This is a genomic window from Serratia sp. CY40230 (assembly GCF_052168835.1).
Lineage (GTDB): Bacteria > Pseudomonadota > Gammaproteobacteria > Enterobacterales > Enterobacteriaceae > Serratia > Serratia nematodiphila.
On sequence record NZ_JBJNLX010000002.1, the window covers coordinates 119,552 to 137,775 of the forward strand.

Annotated in this window: 12 protein-coding genes; 5 read left to right on the forward strand and 7 right to left on the reverse strand. The window is 59.9% G+C overall.

What is annotated here, in order from left to right; all coding sequences use genetic code 11:
* Positions 1-103: 103 nt before the first annotated feature.
* Both serC and ansB read right to left on the reverse strand, forming a co-directional pair.
* Positions 104-1,189 (reverse strand): 3-phosphoserine/phosphohydroxythreonine transaminase, encoded by a 1,086-nt coding sequence (serC, locus tag ACJ8IJ_RS07760; RefSeq protein WP_004928275.1) that lies wholly within the window; start codon positions 1,187-1,189, stop codon positions 104-106.
* 302 nt (positions 1,190-1,491) lie between these two features.
* Positions 1,492-2,538, reverse strand: a complete 1,047-nt coding sequence (gene ansB, locus ACJ8IJ_RS07765; protein WP_154870707.1) for an L-asparaginase 2 — start codon at positions 2,536-2,538, stop codon at positions 1,492-1,494.
* Positions 2,539-2,686: 148 nt separating this feature from the next.
* Here ansB and ycaO point away from each other — a divergent pair, with 148 nt between their 5' ends.
* The 4 genes from ycaO (at position 2,687) to pflA (ending at position 9,131) form a co-directional block, all read left to right on the forward strand.
* Positions 2,687-4,450, forward strand: a complete 1,764-nt coding sequence (gene ycaO / locus ACJ8IJ_RS07770; protein WP_442518503.1) for a 30S ribosomal protein S12 methylthiotransferase accessory factor YcaO — start codon at positions 2,687-2,689, stop codon at positions 4,448-4,450.
* Between the two features lie 461 nt (positions 4,451-4,911).
* Positions 4,912-5,772 carry a formate transporter FocA gene (focA, locus tag ACJ8IJ_RS07775; RefSeq protein WP_004928284.1) on the forward strand — a complete coding sequence of 287 codons (861 nt, stop codon included), beginning with the start codon at positions 4,912-4,914 and terminating at the stop codon, positions 5,770-5,772.
* Between the two features lie 54 nt (positions 5,773-5,826).
* On the forward strand, positions 5,827-8,109 hold the full coding sequence (gene pflB, locus ACJ8IJ_RS07780; protein ID WP_004928286.1) for a formate C-acetyltransferase: 2,283 nt from the start codon (positions 5,827-5,829) through the stop codon (positions 8,107-8,109).
* A 281-nt stretch (positions 8,110-8,390) separates the two neighbouring features.
* A complete protein-coding gene (pflA, locus tag ACJ8IJ_RS07785; RefSeq protein WP_004928289.1) occupies positions 8,391-9,131 on the forward strand; it encodes a pyruvate formate lyase 1-activating protein in 741 nt (246 codons plus the stop codon).
* Positions 9,132-9,179: 48 nt separating this feature from the next.
* Here pflA and ACJ8IJ_RS07790 read toward each other — a convergent pair whose 3' ends face one another.
* Entirely contained in the window at positions 9,180-10,331 is a 1,152-nt protein-coding gene (locus ACJ8IJ_RS07790; protein ID WP_004928291.1) for an MFS transporter, read from the reverse strand.
* Positions 10,332-10,494: 163 nt separating this feature from the next.
* Between ACJ8IJ_RS07790 and ACJ8IJ_RS07795 the strand changes: the two genes are divergently transcribed.
* Complete coding sequence (locus tag ACJ8IJ_RS07795; protein WP_442518504.1) at positions 10,495-10,860, forward strand: DUF1801 domain-containing protein; 366 nt, start codon at positions 10,495-10,497, stop codon at positions 10,858-10,860.
* A gap of 52 nt (positions 10,861-10,912) precedes the next feature.
* On the opposite strand, the gene serS is transcribed toward ACJ8IJ_RS07795, so the two are convergent.
* The 4 genes from serS to ACJ8IJ_RS07815 all read right to left on the reverse strand — a co-directional run bounded on the left by serS (position 10,913) and on the right by ACJ8IJ_RS07815 (position 18,150).
* Positions 10,913-12,205 (reverse strand): serine--tRNA ligase, encoded by a 1,293-nt coding sequence (gene serS / locus ACJ8IJ_RS07800; RefSeq protein ID WP_004928296.1) that lies wholly within the window; start codon positions 12,203-12,205, stop codon positions 10,913-10,915.
* A gap of 109 nt (positions 12,206-12,314) precedes the next feature.
* Complete coding sequence (locus ACJ8IJ_RS07805; protein WP_442518643.1) at positions 12,315-13,601, reverse strand: replication-associated recombination protein A; 1,287 nt, start codon at positions 13,599-13,601, stop codon at positions 12,315-12,317.
* A 67-nt stretch (positions 13,602-13,668) separates the two neighbouring features.
* Positions 13,669-14,280, reverse strand: coding sequence for an outer membrane lipoprotein chaperone LolA (gene lolA, locus ACJ8IJ_RS07810; RefSeq protein ID WP_004928303.1), 612 nt, complete (start codon positions 14,278-14,280; stop codon positions 13,669-13,671).
* Positions 14,281-14,478: 198 nt separating this feature from the next.
* Positions 14,479-18,150 (reverse strand): DNA translocase FtsK 4TM domain-containing protein, encoded by a 3,672-nt coding sequence (locus ACJ8IJ_RS07815; RefSeq protein WP_442518505.1) that lies wholly within the window; start codon positions 18,148-18,150, stop codon positions 14,479-14,481.
* Positions 18,151-18,224 lie beyond the last annotated feature (74 nt).

An 18,224-nucleotide genomic window follows, 5' to 3' on the forward strand; every position in this document is an offset into this window, starting at 1 on the left:
TCTCCAATTCTGATAAACGAAACGGCTCCGGAATAATGCCGGAGCCGCTTTAATGCAAAAGGACAACAGCCTGAGGCAGCCCGCGCCTGGCGGGCTGCCGGAATCAACCGTGACGACGTTCGAAGTCGGCCATGAAGTCGGTCAGCGCCTGGACGCCGGCCAGCGGCATGGCATTGTAAATAGAAGCGCGCATGCCGCCAACTACCCGGTGGCCTTTCAGCGCCTGCAGGCCGATGGCCTCGGCTTCGCTGAGGAACACCTTGTCCAGCGCCGCATCGGCCAGCTGGAACGGCACGTTCATCCAGGAACGGTTGGCGATCGCCACCTGGCTGCGGTAGAAGTCAGATTTATCGATAGTCGCGTACAGCAGCTCGGCCTTGGCCTGATTGCGTTTTTGCATCTCCACCAGGCCGCCCTGCTCTTTCAGCCATTTGAACACCAGCCCGGACAAGTACCAGGCGAAGGTCGGCGGGGTGTTGAACATCGAGCCGTTCTCGGCCAGCACGGTGTAGTCAAGGATAGACGGCACTTCTTTGCGCGCCTTGCCCAGCAGATCGTCGCGCACGATCACCAGCGTCAGACCGGCCGGACCGATATTTTTCTGCGCGCCGGCGTAAATCACGCCGAAGCGGCTGACGTCGAGCGGGCGGGACAGGATGGTCGAGGAGTAATCGCCGATCACCACTTTGTCGCCGAAGTCCGGCGTTTCATCGATGGCCACGCCGTCGATGGTCTCATTCGGGCAATAATGCACGTAAGCCGCGTCGTTGCTCAGTTGCCACTCTTTCATCGGCGTGATGCCGCTCAGGCCGTCGATGCGGGTCTTCACGTCGATGACGTTCGGGGCGCAATACTTTTCCGCTTCCTTGATGGCGCTGTGCGCCCAATAGCCGCCGTCGATATAGTCGGCGGTGGCCTTGTCGCCCAGCAGGTTCAGCGGCAGCGCGGCGAACTGCGCGCGGGCGCCGCCGTGGCAAAACAGCACTTTATAGTTGGAGGGGACTTTCAGCAGATCGCGCAGATCCTGTTCCGCCTGCTCGGCAACGGCGATGAATTCTTTGCTGCGGTGACTGATCTCCATCACAGACGTTCCCAGGCCGTGCCAGTTGCACAGTTCCTGTTCCGCACGACGCAACACTTCCACCGGCAGCATCGCCGGGCCAGAGCTAAAATTATAAACCTGAGTCATTTCCCCTCACCACATTCACTGTTCGCCGCAGAAAAGCGACCTGTCGAAAAGACGCCCGAAGTTAACGCTCGCGTTAACCAACCCATCGGTTTTATCACTCACGCCCCATGGCTGCAACGCTTATTCGCCCGTCGGCGGCAAACGGCCGTGCCGGGTGATGACAGGCTCTGCGGCCGTCGCGATTGTTTGGACGATAAAACCCTGTGACATGGGGAAATTCAGCGGGTTAACGCGGTGTTTTATGCTGTATTCAGCCAAGATGGCTGCGGGAGCCCGGATGGCCCCCGCAGGAGAGGAAACGATCAGTACTGATTAAACATCTGCTGGATCTGCTTCGCGTCTTTGGTTTGCGTCAGCGCCAGCTGCAGCAGAATGCGCGCCTTTTGCGGATTCAGCGTGCCGGCGGCCACGAAGCCGTACTTGGCGTCGTCCACTTCCGCATCCTCGGTGGTGGCGCCGGTCGGCACGCGCGAAGAACGCACCACCGCCACGCCGTTGTGCGCCGCCGTCGCCAGGGTGTCGAACACGGTTTTATACAGGTTGCCGTTGCCGACCCCGGCGCTGACGATGCCCTGATAGCCTTCGGCGATCAGCGCCTTGGCCGGCGCATCGGAGGCGTTGGCATAGTTGTAGACGATGCCGACCTTCGGCAGCTCGTTCAGCTTGCTGACGTCGAACGGCGTCTCCCGGGTATGCTTACGCTGCGGCGAGCGCTGGTAATCGATCTTGCCGTTGTGGATATACCCCAGCGGGCCGTAGTTTGGCGACTGGAAGGTCTGCACGGCGGTGGTATTGGTCTTGGTGACGTCACGCGCGTCCAGCACGGTGTCGTTCATCGCCACCAGCACCCCGCGGTTGGCCGATTGCGGATCCGCCGCCGTCACCACCGCGTTATACAGGTTGAACGGGCCGTCGGCGCTCATCGCCGTCGCCGGTCGCATCGCCCCCACCAACACCACCGGCTTGTCGCATTTCACCGTCAAATCAAGGAAATAGGCCGTCTCTTCCAGCGTATCGGTGCCGTGGGTGATGACGAAGCCGTCGGTTTTGCCGCAGTCGGCGTCAATTTTCTTCGCCAGCGTCAGCCAGACCTGATCGTTCATGTCCTGCGAGCCGATGTTCACCACCTGTTCCCCCTGCACGTCGGCGATATCTTTCAGCGCCGGCACCGCATCGACCAACGCCTCGACGCCCAGTTTGCCCGCGGTATAGTTGGATTTCGTCGCCGAATCGCCGCCGCCGGCGATAGTGCCGCCGGTCGCCAGCAAGGTGATGTTGGGCAGCGCCAGCGCCGAGGCGCTGACGCCGGTCAACAAGAGGGTTAACACGCTGAGTTTCACTGATTTCATTAGATTTCTCCGTGACAGATAACTCGCTGAATTATGGCCTTTATCCTTAAAAAAACTGTGACTTTGCCACCGCTTTAGGAATACGTGGAGCTCCAGCGTAAAACCCCGTATCATTGCGCGTTTTTAGTACGCGCAAAAAGTGAAGACAATGACGCAAACTTTTATCCCCGGTAAAGACGCCGCCCTGGAAGACTCCATCTCCCGTTTCCAGCAGAAACTGAGCGATCTCGGTTTCAACATCGAAGAAGCCTCCTGGCTGAACCCGGTGCCGCACGTGTGGTCGGTGCACATCCGCGATCGCGATTGCCCGCTGTGCTTCACCAACGGCAAAGGCGCCAGCAAAAAAGCCGCGCTGGCCTCCGCGCTGGGTGAATATTTCGAGCGCCTGTCCACCAACTACTTCTTCGCCGATTTCTATCTGGGCAAACAGATCGCCGAAGGCGACTTCGTGCACTATCCGAATGAGAAATGGTTCCCGATCCCTGAAGACGACGCGCTGCCGGCCGGCATCCTCGACGAACGTCTGCACGCCTTCTACGATCCGCAGCAAGAGCTGAGCGCCAGCGATCTGGTCGATCTGCAGTCCGGCAACGCCGATCGCGGCGTGTGTGCACTGCCGTTTACCCGTCAGTCCGACCAGCAAACCGTGTACATCCCGATGAATATCATCGGCAACCTGTATGTTTCCAACGGCATGTCCGCCGGCAACACCGCCAACGAAGCGCGCGTGCAGGGCCTGTCGGAAGTGTTCGAGCGTTATGTGAAAAACCGCATCATCGCCGAATCCATCAGCCTGCCGGCGATCCCGGACGAGGTGCTGAACCGCTACCCGGGCGTGGTGGAAGCTATCGCCAAGCTGGAAGAGGAAGGTTTCCCGATCCTCCCCTATGACGCCTCGCTGGGCGGCAACTACCCGGTGATCTGCGTGGTGCTGTTCAACCCGACCAACGGCACCTGTTTCGCTTCATTCGGCGCGCATCCGGACTTCGGCGTGGCGCTGGAGCGCACGGTAACCGAACTGCTGCAGGGCCGCAGCCTGAAAGATCTCGACGTGTTCACCGCGCCGACCTTCGATGACGAAGAAGTGGCGGAACACACCAACCTGGAAACGCACTTCATCGACTCCAGCGGCCTGATCTCCTGGGATCTGTTCAAGCAGGACGCGGACTATCCGTTCGTTGACTGGAACTTCAGCGGCAGCACGCAGGAAGAGTTCGCCACCCTGATGAGCATCTTCGACAAGGAAGACGCGGAAGTGTACATCGCCGACTATGAGCACCTGGGCGTCTACGCTTGCCGCATCATCGTGCCGGGCATGTCCGATATCTACCCGGCGGAAGACCTGCTGCTGGCTAACAACAGCATGGGCGCGCACCTGCGCGATACGCTGCTGGCGCTGCCGGGCAGCGAGTGGGAGCCGGAAGAATACCTGGCGCTGATCGAGCAGTTGGACGACGAAGGGCTGGACGATTTTACCCGCGTACGCGAACTGCTGGGCATTGCCAGCGGCAAAGACAACGCCTGGTATACCCTGCGCGTGGGCGAGCTGAAATCGATGCTGGCGCTGGCGGGCGGCGATCTGGATCAGGCGCTGATCTGGACCGAATGGACGCAGGACTTCAACGCCTCGGTGCTGAGCCCGGCGCGCAGCAACTACTACCGCTGCCTGCAAACGCTGCTGCTGCTGGCGCAGGAGCCTGAACGCGAAGCGGCGCAGTACTATACCGCGTTCGTGAAGATGTACGGCCAGGAAGCGGTCGACGCCGCCTCCGCCGCCATCAGCGGTGAAGAGCGCTTCAACGGGCTGTTCGCCGTCGATGCCGATCTGAAGGCGCTGCCGGCCCATCAGGCGCTGCTGGCGGCTTACGAGAAGCTGCAGGCGGCCAAACGCCGCCACTGGGCCAAGGCCTAAGCATCATCAGGGGATACTGCCACTTTGGGAGTACCCCTGTTGCCAAACGCCGCACTCCGTTGCGGCGTTTTCAATTTTGCGGTTTATTTCAACGCATTCGGTTTTATTTTTTCGCCGGGAAATAGGTGGTTAAACGACCATAAAAATAAATAAACCGTCAATTGTTGCCGGACGGTGAAATAATAATTAACCGATAATTAAACTTTCAGCGCCGCGCGGCGACAAAACGCCTAAAAATTTAACTTTACTCCACGCCGACCACTCGGTGGATTCAAAAAAATTTGCAAACATTAAAAAATTGTTTTTTATTAAAAATCAATAAATTAAACATAAAAACCACACAAAAAACACGTCATTTCACCGCTCTACTTCCCCGCCTTATGATCCAAATCAAATTTTCCCCTATACTGCTTTGCTAGTATCTCATTGCGTTGTTTTAACCCTTAAGAGCGAGAGTTAGTTTGAAAACTGACAGCCCCTTCGATCTGATTTTACCTGCGGCAACGGCGAAAATCGCTGAAGATGCCGGCGTGTATAAAGCCACCAAACATCCGCTGAAAACGTTTTATTTGGCGATCACCGCCGGTGTCTTCATTTCCATCGCCTTCGTCTTCTACATCACGGCGACCACCGGCACCGCCGGCGTGCCTTTCGGGCTGGCGAAACTGGTCGGCGGCATCTGCTTCTCTCTCGGGTTAATGCTGGTGGTGGTGTCGGGCGCCGACCTGTTCACCTCTACCGTGCTTATCGTCATCGCCAAGGCCAGCGGCCGCATCAGCTGGGGCCAGCTGGGCGCCAACTGGCTGAACGTTTATCTCGGCAATCTGGTCGGCGCGCTGTTCTTCGTGGCGCTGATCTGGTTCTCCGGCGAGTATATGGTCGCCAACGGCCAGTGGGGCCTGAATGTCCTGCAAACCGCAGACCACAAGCTGCATCACACCTTCATCGAAGCCGTGTGCCTCGGCATTCTGGCCAACCTGATGGTCTGCCTGGCGGTCTGGATGAGCTACTCCGGCCGCACCCTGACCGACAAGATGCTCGCCATGGTGCTGCCGGTCGGGATGTTTGTCGCCAGCGGCTTCGAACACAGCATCGCCAACATGTTTATGATCCCTATGGGCATCGTGGTCAAACACTTCGCCACGCCGGAATTCTGGCAAGCCGTAGGGGCGGTACCTGAGCAATTCGCTCATCTGACAGTAAGCAACTTCATCATCGACAACCTGATTCCGGTCACCCTCGGTAACATCATCGGCGGTGGTCTGCTGGTTGGGTTGACTTACTGGGTAATTTATCTGCGCGGGGGCCGCGAGCAGCACTAAGCTGTGAGTAACCGCGCGCAGAGTTAGAAATCCACAATCAAAGGTAGGTGTACAATGACCGAACTTAACGAGAAATTAGCCAACGCTTGGGAAGGTTTCAGCAAGGGTGACTGGCAGAATGAAGTCAACGTTCGTGACTTCATCCAGAAAAACTACACGCCTTATGAGGGTGACGAATCCTTCCTGGCTGGCGCTACTCAAGCCACCACCACCTTGTGGGACAAGGTTATGGAAGGGATCAAACTGGAAAACCGCACTCATGCGCCGGTTGATTTCGACACCAACGTTGCTTCAACCATCGTTTCTCACGACGCGGGTTACATCGCCAAAGAGCTGGAAACCATCGTGGGTCTGCAGACCGACGCCCCTCTGAAACGCGCGCTGATCCCGTTCGGCGGCATCAAAATGGTCGAAGGTTCGTGCAAAGTGTACGGCCGCGAACTGGATCCGCAGCTGAAAAAAGTGTTCACCGAATACCGCAAAACCCACAACCAGGGCGTATTCGACGTTTACACCAAAGACATCCTGAACTGCCGTAAATCCGGCGTGCTGACCGGTCTGCCGGACGCCTACGGCCGTGGCCGCATCATCGGCGACTACCGCCGCGTGGCGCTGTACGGCATCGACTTCCTGATGGCCGACAAGCTGAACCAGTTCAAATCGCTGCAGGAAAAACTGGAAAACGGCGAAGATCTGGAAATGACCATCCAGCTGCGTGAAGAGATCGCTGAACAGCATCGCGCTCTGGCTCAGATCAAAGAGATGGCCGCCAAATACGGTTACGACATCTCCGGCCCAGCCACCAGCGCGCAAGAAGCGGTGCAGTGGACCTACTTCGGCTACCTGGCCGCGGTGAAATCCCAGAACGGCGCCGCCATGTCCTTCGGCCGCGTGTCCACCTTCCTCGACGTGTTCATCGAGCGCGACATCAAGGCGGGCAAACTGACCGAAGAGCAAGCGCAGGAACTGATCGACCACCTGGTGATGAAACTGCGTATGGTGCGCTTCCTGCGTACCCCTGAGTACGATGAACTGTTCTCCGGCGACCCAATCTGGGCGACTGAGTCCCTGGCCGGTATGGGCGTCGACGGCCGTACCCTGGTCACCAAAAACAGCTTCCGCTTCCTGAACACCCTGTACACCATGGGGCCGTCTCCGGAACCGAACATGACCATCCTGTGGTCTGAGAAGCTGCCGCTGAACTTCAAGAAATTCGCGGCGAAAGTGTCCATCGACACCTCTTCCGTACAGTACGAAAACGACGACCTGATGCGTCCTGACTTCAACAACGATGACTACGCCATCGCCTGTTGCGTCAGCCCGATGATCGTCGGTAAGCAAATGCAGTTCTTCGGCGCCCGCGCCAACCTGGCGAAAACCATGCTGTACGCCATCAACGGCGGCGTTGACGAAAAACTGAAAATGCAGGTCGGCCCGAAAGAAGCGCCGATGATGGACGAAGTGCTGGACTATGACAAAGTCATGGCCCGCATGGACCACTTTATGGATTGGCTGGCCAAGCAGTACGTGACCGCGCTGAACATCATTCACTACATGCACGACAAGTACAGCTACGAAGCTGCGCTGATGGCGCTGCATGACCGTGACGTTTATCGCACCATGGCTTGCGGCATCGCCGGTCTGTCCGTGGCGGCCGACTCCCTGTCCGCCATCAAGTACGCGAAAGTCACCACCATTCGCGACGAAGACGGCCTGGCTATCGACTTCAAAGTGGAAGGCGAGTATCCGCAGTTCGGTAACAACGACGCCCGCGTCGATGACATCGCCTGCGACCTGGTTGAGCGTTTCATGAAGAAAATTCAGAAACTGCGCACCTACCGCAACGCGGTACCGACCCAGTCCGTACTGACCATCACCTCCAACGTGGTGTACGGTAAGAAAACCGGTAACACTCCGGATGGCCGCCGCGCCGGTGCACCATTCGGCCCAGGTGCCAACCCGATGCACGGCCGCGACCAGAAAGGCGCAGTAGCCTCCCTGACTTCGGTAGCCAAACTGCCGTTTGCCTACGCGAAAGACGGGATCTCCTACACCTTCTCCATCGTGCCTAACGCGCTGGGTAAAGACGACGACGTGCGTAAAGCCAACCTGGCGGGCCTGATGGATGGTTACTTCCACCATGAAGCCTCCATCGAAGGCGGCCAGCACCTGAACGTCAACGTAATGAACCGCGAAATGCTGCTGGACGCGATGGAAAACCCTGAGAAATACCCTCAGCTGACCATCCGCGTCTCCGGTTACGCCGTGCGCTTCAACTCGCTGACCAAAGAGCAACAGCAGGACGTCATTACTCGTACCTTCACTCAAACGATGTAATGCGCCAGCCGGGCGGGAAACCGCCCGGTAGCAACGTCAGGGCCGGTTCTGCCGGCCCTTTTCTCCCACCGCTCTCCCCTGACTCTGTACGAGTCTGTTTTGCCGGACATCTATACTGAATGGATAGCCGGCAAAACAGTTATCCGGCAACTGACCGGCCGACAGGCATCATTACCCCCGGTGGCGGGCTCACCCCGCCACTGCATCGCAGATACCTGGCCGGCGGCCACGCGCCTATTTTTAGACTGCGTTTGACAGTCAATATTGGAGAAAACCCCGCAATGTCAGTAACTGGTCGCATCCACTCCTTCGAATCCTGCGGCACCGTCGACGGGCCAGGGATCCGCTTTATCGTCTTCTTCCAGGGCTGCCTGATGCGCTGCCTCTATTGCCATAACCGCGACACCTGGGATACCCACGGCGGCAAAGAAGTGACCGTCGAAGAGCTGATGAAAGACGCGGTGGCCTACCGCCACTTCATGAATGCCTCTGGCGGCGGCGTGACCGCGTCCGGCGGCGAGGCGATCCTGCAGGCTGAATTCGTGCGCGACTGGTTCCGTGCCTGCCATGCCGAAGGCATCAATACCTGCCTGGATACCAACGGCTTCGTGCGCCGCTACGATCCGGTGATCGACGAGCTGCTGGACACCACCGATCTGGTGATGCTGGATCTGAAACAGATGAACGACGAGATCCATCAGAATCTGGTCGGCGTTTCCAACCACCGCACGCTGGAATTCGCCCGCTACCTGGCGAAACGCAACCAGCGCACCTGGATCCGCTACGTGGTGGTGCCGGGTTGGTCAGACGACGATAAGTCGGCACATCTGTTGGGCGAGTTTACCAAAGACATGAGCAACATCGAGAAAATCGAGCTGCTGCCCTACCACGAACTGGGCAAGCACAAATGGGTGGCGATGGGGGAAGAGTACAAGCTGGACGGCGTACATCCGCCGAAGGCCGAGACCATGGATCGCGTCAAAGGCATCCTGGAAAGCTACGGCCACAAAGTGATTTACTGATTGGCGCAGCGCCAAAGAAAAACCGGCTCATAGCCGGTTTTTTTATGCTCAGGCGGCGGCGAACGGCGTGTGATGGTGATCCGGCTTCTGCTTCTTCAGCAGCATCAGCAGGTAAACCAGCGCCACGGCGGCGATCATCACGAACAGCACGCGATCGGAGTAGTTTTGCATCAGCAGCGCCGTCATCGACGGGCCCAGCAGGCTGCCTATCGTGTAACTCATCAGCAGCGCCTGGTTCATCGCCACCAACTCGTGCGGCAGCGCCTTCTCGCAGGCCCAGGACATCGCCACCGGGTACAGGGTAAAGCCGGCGCAGCCGAGGATGAACAGCGAAGGCGCCATGGCGTAGTTGCCAAGCATCGCCACGCTGGCCAGAATCACCACGAACACCTGAATGCGCAGCACCAGCAGGCGCCCGTAACGATCGGCCAGGCGCCCGACCGGCCATTGGCCGACGATGCCGGAGCTGACCAACAGCGCCATCCAGTAGCCGACGTTAGCGTCGCTCATGCCCTGATGAGAGAGGTACAGCGGCATCAGGCCATACAGCGAACCGAGCACGATGCCGGAGATGATGCAGCCGTTGATGCCCAGGCGCGCGCTGCGGCGTCTCAACATTGTCCACACCGCCGCCTGCTGCGGCTCGTCTTCATGGCGGTTGACCCGCGCGAACAGCATCGGCAGCATGGCGCTGATCACAATCGCGGTCACCCACGGCACCACGTGCAGCAATTCGGTCGAGGTCATGCTCAACAGCAATTGGCCGGTCACCGTCCCGAGGTAATAGACAATCATATAGGCCGCCAGCAGCTGGCCACGGTTGCTCAAATTGCCGCTGCGCAAAAGCGCGCTCTCCACGATCACCCAGATCCAGGCGCAACCGACGCCGGCGAAGAAGCGCCAGCCCAGCCAGCTCCAGAAATCGATCGACAGCACCATGCCGGCGGTCGCGGCGGCGAACAGCAAACAAGAGAGATGATAGCTGCGGGTGAAGCCAACGCGCTGGATCAGTTTACCCGCTACCAACGTGCCCAACAGGTTGCCGCTGAAATAAGAGGAGCTGACCATACCCACTTGCCAGGTCGACAGCTGAGCATGGGTTAACCAAAGCGGCACTAACGTATTCAAAACGGCAATGGATACCGTGAGCAGCAAGAGGCCGCAGAGCAATAAGAGCACCGGGCGGGAGTAAGCGGACATAGTGAAATTGTGACCGAACGCGCAATGAGAGTGCGCGCATCATGCCACTGGCGATAAAAAAGTCAATTGCCTCTTATCATTCCAGCGCACGATTTGTTTCCGGCTAAGCGGCTGAAAAAGCGCTATGCTCAGCGCAGAGCGGATTTAACGACGGAGAAGCGAGATGAGTCAGGCAAATAATGCGGCGGTCGAGACCTTGCTGGCGGACATCGGCAGCACGCACGGCGAGCTGCTGGAGATCGTACAACAGGTGCGCCGGGTCGCTGCGGCGAGCGGCAGTGGCGTCACCGAATCGGTCAAATACGGCGGCATCATGTTCTCGCATACTCAATTTTTCTGCGGCGTTTTCGCCTACCGCAGCCACGTCACGGTAGAGTTCGGCCAGGGCTACCGCCTGGAAGATCGTTATCACCAGCTCGAGGGCAGCGGCCAGTATCGGCGGCACATCAAGCTTCACTCGCCCGACGAGGTTAAAAGCAAGCATCTGGCAGACTACATTAAACAAGCTTATACGCTGGCGAAAGGCTGAATTCTCGACATAAAAAAAGCGCCCGCAGGCGCTTTTTCTAGTGATTGACTGTTCAGCCGATATATTCCAGGCCGCCCATGTAAGGACGCAGTACCTCAGGCACCTGAATGCGGCCGTCGGCCTGCTGGTAGTTTTCCAGCACCGCCACCAGCGTGCGGCCGACCGCCAGGCCGGAGCCGTTCAGCGTGTGAACCAGACGCGGTTTCTTGTCGGCCTTGCTGCGGCAGCGCGCCTGCATGCGACGCGCCTGGAAGTCCCACATGTTGGAGCAGGACGAGATCTCGCGGTAGGTGTTCTGCGCCGGCAGCCACACTTCCAGATCGTAAGTCTTGCAGGCGCCGAAGCCCATGTCGCCGGTGCACAGCAGCACCTTGCGGTAAGGCAGGTTCAGCAGCTGCAGCACTTTTTCCGCGTGACCGGTCAGCTCTTCCAGGGCATCCATCGAATCTTCCGGACGGACGATCTGCACCATTTCAACCTTGTCGAACTGGTGCATGCGGATCAAACCACGGGTGTCGCGGCCGTAAGAACCGGCTTCCGCACGGAAGCATGGCGTGTGTGCGGTCATCTTCAGCGGCAGAGATTCCTCTTCCACGATCTCGTCGCGCACCAAGTTGGTCAGCGGCACTTCCGCCGTTGGGATCAGCGCGTAGTTGCTGCTGTCGGCTTCTTCTTCCAGCGGGCGGGTATGGAACAGATCTTCGCCGAACTTCGGCAGCTGGCCGGTACCGTACAGCGTGGCGTGGTTGACCAGGTAAGGCACGTAGGCCTCCAGGTAGCCGTGCTGCTCGGTGTGCAGATCCAGCATGAACTGGGACAGCGCGCGGTGCATGCGGGCGATTTGCCCTTTCATCACCACGAAGCGCGAACCGGTCAGCTTAACCGCGGCGGCAAAATCCAGCCCGCCGGCCATTTCGCCCAGATCGACGTGATCGCGCACCGCGAAGTCGTACTGACGCGGTTCGCCCCAGCGGGTGACTTCCAGGTTTTCGCTGTCGTCTTTACCATCCGGCACCGCGTCGTCCGGCAGGTTAGGCAGCGTCAGGGCATAATCGCGGATCTCGCTTTGCAGCGCATCCAGCGCCGCCTTGGCGGCATCCAGCTTGTCACCCAGCTCGTTCACTTCGCGACGCAGCGGCTCGATGTCTTCCCCACGCGCTTTGGCCGCGCCGATGGATTTCGATCGGGAGTTGCGTTCCGCTTGCAGCGTTTCAGTTTCTACCTGCAGAACTTTGCGGCGTTCTTCCTGCGAACGCAGCAGATCCAGATCGAGTTTAAAGCCTCGGCGAGCCAGTTTGACGGCGACTGCGTCTAGCTCATTACGCAGCAGATTGGGATCGAGCATGCTAATCCTGTGCTTGTTGTTATTGAAAGAAGTGTTGTTGTTCTATGCGGCTGATTTATAGCCGCATAAAAGAAGAGTGATACCCGCTAACCTTACCGCAACGGCCACGCTAGCGGTAGCGTTTTGTCGGGCTATTTTGATCCTGCTCAGCCAGCCATGCCAACTTTTCGCCGATTTTCCCTTCTAGCCCGCGCGAGGTCGGTTGGTAGTAGCGCGTATGGGCCATTTCGGGCGGGAAGTAGTTCTCGCCGGCGGCGTAGGCGTTGGGTTCGTCGTGGGCGTAACGGTACTCCGCCCCCAGCCCCATCTCCTTCATCAGCTTGGTCGGCGCGTTGCGCAAGTGCTCAGGTACGTCATAATCGGCCTGCTCCCTGGCGTCGCGCATGGCGGCCTTGAACGCGGTGTAAACCGCGTTGCTCTTCGGCGCGCAGGCCAGATAGACGATCGCCTGCGCGATGGCGCGCTCGCCCTCCGCCGGCCCCACGCGGGTGAAGCAATCCCAGGCGGCGATCGCCACCTGCATGCCGCGCGGATCGGCGTTGCCCACGTCTTCAGAGGCAATCGCCAACAGACGGCGCGCCACATAGAGCGGATCGCCGCCGGCGGTAATGATGCGCGCATACCAATACAGCGCGGCGTCCGGCGCCGAACCGCGCACCGATTTATGCAGCGCGGAAATCAGGTCGTAATAACGGTCGCCCTTGTTGTCGAAGCGCGCGCTGCGCTCGCCCGACACCTCTTTCAGCAGCTGCGGCGTCAGCACCCGCACGCCTTTGGCGTCGATCTCCGCCATGTCCGCCATCATTTCCAGGCTGTTCAACGCCCGGCGCGCATCGCCGCCCACCAACTCCGACAGCAGGTGGCGCGTTTCCGCGGGCAGCTCGACGTTCTGATCGCCAAAGCCGCGCGCCTTGTCGCTCATCGCCTGATCCAGCACCTGGCCGATATCTTCGGCGGTCAGTGCCTTAAGCAGATAAACGCGGGCGCGGGACAGCAGCGCCGAGTTCAGTTCGAACGACGGGTTTTCGGTGGTGGCACCGATAAAGGTGATGGTGCCGTCTTCGATGTGCGGCAGGAAAGCGTCCTGCTGGCTTTTGTTAAAGCGGTGCACTTCGTCGACGAACAGGATGGTGCGGCGGCCGGCGTCGCGGTTTTGCCGCGCCCGCTCGATCGCTTCGCGGATCTCCTTGATGCCGGAGGTCACGGCGGAGATCCGTTCGACATCCGCCTGGCCATAACGGCCGATCAGCTCTGCCAACGTCGTCTTCCCGGTACCCGGCGGCCCCCATAAAATCATCGAGTGCAGTTGCCCGGCCTCAATGGCGCGCGGCAGCGGCTTGCCGGCGGCCAGCAGGTGTTGCTGGCCGATATACTGCGCCAGCGTGGTCGGCCGCATGCGCGCGGCCAACGGCTGGAACTCGTTCTGGGAAAAATCGAGCGACAGATTATTACTCACTTGCACCTCACTGGCGCTGGTCGTCCAGCGTCACCCCCTTCGGCGGGGTAAATTTGAATTTGGCCGGATCGGCGGCAACGTTCTGCTGGCTTTTCAGCGTATAAGAACTACGTTGGCCATCCTGTTCCACCGCGGCGAAGCTGCGGATGGTGCCGCTGTTGGTCACGCTGATGGCGAATTGCTTCAGGTTGCCGCTGGCGGATTTTGGCGTTAATTCGAAATCATCGCCCTTTTGCTTCACGTTGTACTGTTTCCAGTCGCTGGCATTATTGCGGGTGATCAGCATAAACGGCGTATTGCCGGTGGCGTTCTTCAACCAGGTCGCCGTCACCTGCTCGACGAACGGGTTGTAAAACCACAGGGTTTGGCCATCGGAGACCAGCACGCTCTCATCGGGTGAGGTCATGTGCCAGTTGAACAGGTTCGGCCGCTTCACCCACAGCTCGCCTTCACCCTGTTGCACCGCGGCGCCTTCAGCGCTGGTCACGGTTTGCGAGAAGCTGGCGTGGAAACTGTTCACCTTCGCCAGGCGACTTTGCAGATCCTGTGCGGCATCGGCCAGCACGGAGGTAGAAGCGAATCCCGAAAGCAGACAGCAGGCAACTAACAGTTTTTTCATTATTCCAGATACCTTATGAAATGCGTTAACCGCAGGGCGACGCCGTGCGGGTCAATCAACCCGTTACTCCCGTTACTTTACCTGAAGCCGGCGATCGGCCGGTAGGCCAATGTTCCGAGAAGAAACGGGTTTACGCTTCTTTGCACAAGGGCCGCTTAAGCGGCCCTTTCTTATTGAATTGCAATGGCTAAACGACCATCAATCGTGCCGCGGCGGCGCCAGCACCTCGCGGTTGCCGTTATGCCCCTGCTCACTGACGATGCCCTGCGCCTCCATCTGTTCGATGATGCGCGCCGCGCGGTTGTAGCCGATACGGAACTGGCGCTGTACGCCGGAGATGGAGGCGCGGCGTTTATCCACCACGAAATCCACCGCCTGGTCAAACAGCGGATCCAGCTCTTCGTCGCCCTCCATGCCGCCGCCGGCACCGCCCTCGCCATCTTCACCGCCGCTGAGAATGCCCTCTTTATATTGGGGCCGCTCGCGCGCTTTCCAATCCTTGACCACCGCGTGCACTTCCTGATCGCGCACAAATGCGCCATGTACGCGCACCGGGATCGAGGAGTTCGGCGCCAGATAGAGCATATCACCCATGCCCAGCAAGGACTCGGCGCCCCCCTGATCGAGGATGGTACGAGAGTCGATCTTGCTCGACACGGTAAAGGCGATACGCGTCGGGATGTTGGCCTTGATCAGGCCGGTGATCACATCCACCGACGGACGCTGAGTCGCCAGCACCAGGTGGATACCCGCCGCACGCGCTTTCTGCGCCAGGCGAGCGATCAACTCTTCGACCTTCTTGCCCACCGTCATGATCAGATCGGCGAATTCGTCGACCATCACCACGATGTAAGGCTCTTTCTCCAGCACCGGCGGCGTGATGTCCATGCTGTCGGTCGGCTTCCAGAATGGATCCGGGATCGGACGCCCCATCGCTTCGGCCTGATCGACGCGCTCGTTGTAGCCGGCCAGGTTACGCACGCCCAGAGCTGACATCAGCTTGTAGCGGCGTTCCATTTCACCCACGCACCAGCGCAGCGCGTTGGCGGCGTCTTTCATGTCGGTGACCACGTCGGTCAACAGGTGTGGAATGCCTTCGTAAACCGACAGCTCCAGCATTTTCGGGTCGATCATGATAAAGCGCACTTCTTTCGGCGTGGCCTTATACAAGATGCTCAGGATCATGGCGTTGACCCCGACCGACTTACCGGAACCGGTGGTACCGGCGACCAGCAAGTGCGGCATTTTGCCCAGATCGGCCACTACCGGTTCGCCGGAGATGTCTTTACCCAATACGATGGACAGCGGCGACGGATTGTCACGGAAAGCCGGGCAATCCAGCACTTCGCGCAGATACACCGTTTGCCGTTTGGCGTTCGGCAGCTCCAGACCGACATAAGGCTTGCCGGGGATCACTTCCACCACGCGCACCGCCGAAGTCGACAGCGAGCGCGCCAGATCGCGCGACAGGTTGGAAATGCGCGCCGCTTTAACGCCCGGCGCCAGATCCAGCTCGAAGCGGGTGATGACCGGCCCCGGCAGGATGTCCACCACGTCGGCTTTCACGCGGTAATCGGCCAGGCTGGCCTCCACCAGACGCGCCTTCTGTTCCAGCGCGAAGGAATCGACCGGCTCCACTTCTTTCGGCGCTTCGGTCAACAGATCCAGCGTCGGCAGCGGCGTGGTCGGCTTCTGCAGCGGCTGATCGTTGCGCATCAGGAACGGGTGAATCAGGCTGTCCATCGCCGGATGTTGCTCGGCCTGAGCTTGCTGAGGCTGCTGCTGCGCCGGTTGCTGCGGCTGCTGATATTGCGGCTGCGACGGCTGTTGATACTGCTGTTGCGGCTGCTGGTATTGCTGCGGCTGTTGGTATTGTTGAGGCGGCTGATGCGATTGCTGAGGTTGAGCCGCAGGCGCCACAGGCTCAAACTGACCGAACGGCACATCGTCCTCTTGCTCGCTTTGCTGTTCAATGCGCTCTTCAAGCTGCGGGGATAGCGTGAACATCGGCTCGCTCGGGCCATCGTCCACCAGATCCGCCATCGGCGAGAAGCTGAAAGCATTGCGGGTATCGATCGGGCTGGCGGCCGGTGCCTGCGGAGCAGGTGCTTGCTGGCCGTAGCGCGCCTGCTGCTGCTCGGCGAACGCCTGGCGCAGCGCGGCCTCTTGCTGCGCCTCTTCGTCGTCCTGTTGATAGCCTTCGCCGTAGCGTTGGTGCTGCTGCTCGGCAAACGCCTTGCTCAGCTCGGCTTCCTGCAATGCGCTCTCGTCATCTTGTTGCTCAGGCGCGTAGCTTTCGCCATAGCGCTGGCTTTGCTGCTCGGCAAACGCCTGACGCAGCGCGGCTTCCTGTAGCGCCTCTGCTTCCTGCGGGTTCACCGTCGCCGGCTGCTGAGGCTCCGCCTCTGTCTGGCGCTGTTCCTGTTCAGCCGCACGCTGCGAAGGCAGCTTGATGCCGTAGGAAGCCAGTTCGCGACGGGTCGGGATGCGCACCGGATTCGGCCGCGGCAGTTCAGGGCCGATGCCCTGCTTAACCTGCGGATTGTCGTCGCTGGTCGCCGTAAAGGCCGGCATAAAGGTCGCCGCCGCGGCACCTGCAGCAGCAGCGGCTGCCGCCGTATCCGGCTGCGGTTTGGCGCCGGTGGCGCTGAAACCGCTCGAACTGCCGATGTCGACGCTGTCACGCTGTGCGGCGGTAAAATCAAAGGGAGAACGCGCCGGCGGCTGCGGCGCGGCCGGCTCTTGCCAGTTGCCGAGGCGCGGCTCATCGTCATCCTGATAAGGATCGACAGGACGCGTCGCCTTAGGCGCGGGCGTTTCTTCCGGGATCTCGAAGGAATACAGCGGCGGCGTAGCGTCTTGCGCCGGGGCGCTCACCGGGTGCTGATTGACAGAGGCCGGCGCGGCCGGCGCCACCGTCACCGACGGCGCCTGTGTGGCGATCGGCGCGGCAACGGGCTCGTGGATCTCTGCCTTCACCGCCGGTGCAGGCGAAGCCGCCGGCGCGATGGATGCGGCTTCTGCTTCAAGCTCGCCATCGTCGGCGCGCAGGCCGCTGAGCAACGGATCGGCGGCGTCTTCCGCCGCCGCTTTGGCGCTTTCGGTGACCGAAGGCGCGGAGAACAGCACGTCGTCATCGGCGGCCGCGGCTCCGGCGGCGGTCGCGGCAACCGCTGCGGCGGCGCCCTTCCCTGCCTGCTCAGGCTCGTCGTCGACGTAACGCTCGTCATCCTCAAAATAACGCTCTTCGCGACGTGAGCGATTGGTCATCACCGTCGCGACGCCCAGCACCGCCCCGCCGATCTTCTCGGCGATCACCAGCCAGGACCAGCCGGTAAACAGCGTCAACCCCGCCGCCCATACGCACAGCAGCGCCAGCGTAGCGCCGATGCCGTTGAACCACGGCAACATGGCGTTGCTCAGCAGGCTGCCGATCACGCCGCCGGAAGCGAAGTAATAGAGATCGTCGACGTTCAGCGCCGCCAGCCCGCAGGAGGTGAGCACTAACGCCAGGGTGCCGATCAGGCGCAGGGAAAGCGCGAAATAGTCGATGTAGTCTCTGTTGCTGCGTTGGCGATAAGCCGCCCAGCACAGGACCAGCATGATCGGCGGTATCGCGTAGGCGAGCACCCCGAAGGTGAAGAACAGCGTATCGGCCAACCAGGCCCCGACACCGCCGCCCAGATTGTGAATCGGCTCATGCCACGCGGTCTGCGACCAGCTTGGGTCAGACGGATTGAAACTGACCAACGCAGCCATGAGGTAAACGGCAAAAATCGCTACCACAATAAGCACAGCTTCCAGCAAACGCCGGCCACTGCTGAGTCTTTTCAGGGTAACTTCTTTATCTTCTGTATATTCCTGGCTCAAGAAAGGCTCTCCAGGTTCCTGTTAGCTGACATAGCAACAGCGCCGAGAAACTGCCCCGGCGCCGAAACTGTATG

Bases quoted from the DNA above. Each gene is read 5' to 3' on its own strand.
- serC (WP_004928275.1), bottom strand. From the start codon at position 1,189: ATGACTCAGGTTTATAATTTTAGCTCTGGCCCGGCGATGCTGCCGGTG.
- ansB (WP_154870707.1), bottom strand. From the start codon at position 2,538: ATGAAATCAGTGAAACTCAGCGTGTTAACCCTCTTGTTGACCGGCGTC.
- ycaO (WP_442518503.1), top strand. From the start codon at position 2,687: ATGACGCAAACTTTTATCCCCGGTAAAGACGCCGCCCTGGAAGACTCC.
- pflB (WP_004928286.1), top strand. From the start codon at position 5,827: ATGACCGAACTTAACGAGAAATTAGCCAACGCTTGGGAAGGTTTCAGC.
- pflA (WP_004928289.1), top strand. From the start codon at position 8,391: ATGTCAGTAACTGGTCGCATCCACTCCTTCGAATCCTGCGGCACCGTC.
- ACJ8IJ_RS07790 (WP_004928291.1), bottom strand. From the start codon at position 10,331: ATGTCCGCTTACTCCCGCCCGGTGCTCTTATTGCTCTGCGGCCTCTTG.
- ACJ8IJ_RS07795 (WP_442518504.1), top strand. From the start codon at position 10,495: ATGAGTCAGGCAAATAATGCGGCGGTCGAGACCTTGCTGGCGGACATC.
- serS (WP_004928296.1), bottom strand. From the start codon at position 12,205: ATGCTCGATCCCAATCTGCTGCGTAATGAGCTAGACGCAGTCGCCGTC.
- ACJ8IJ_RS07805 (WP_442518643.1), bottom strand. From the start codon at position 13,601: ATGCGGCCGACCACGCTGGCGCAGTATATCGGCCAGCAACACCTGCTG.
- lolA (WP_004928303.1), bottom strand. From the start codon at position 14,280: ATGAAAAAACTGTTAGTTGCCTGCTGTCTGCTTTCGGGATTCGCTTCT.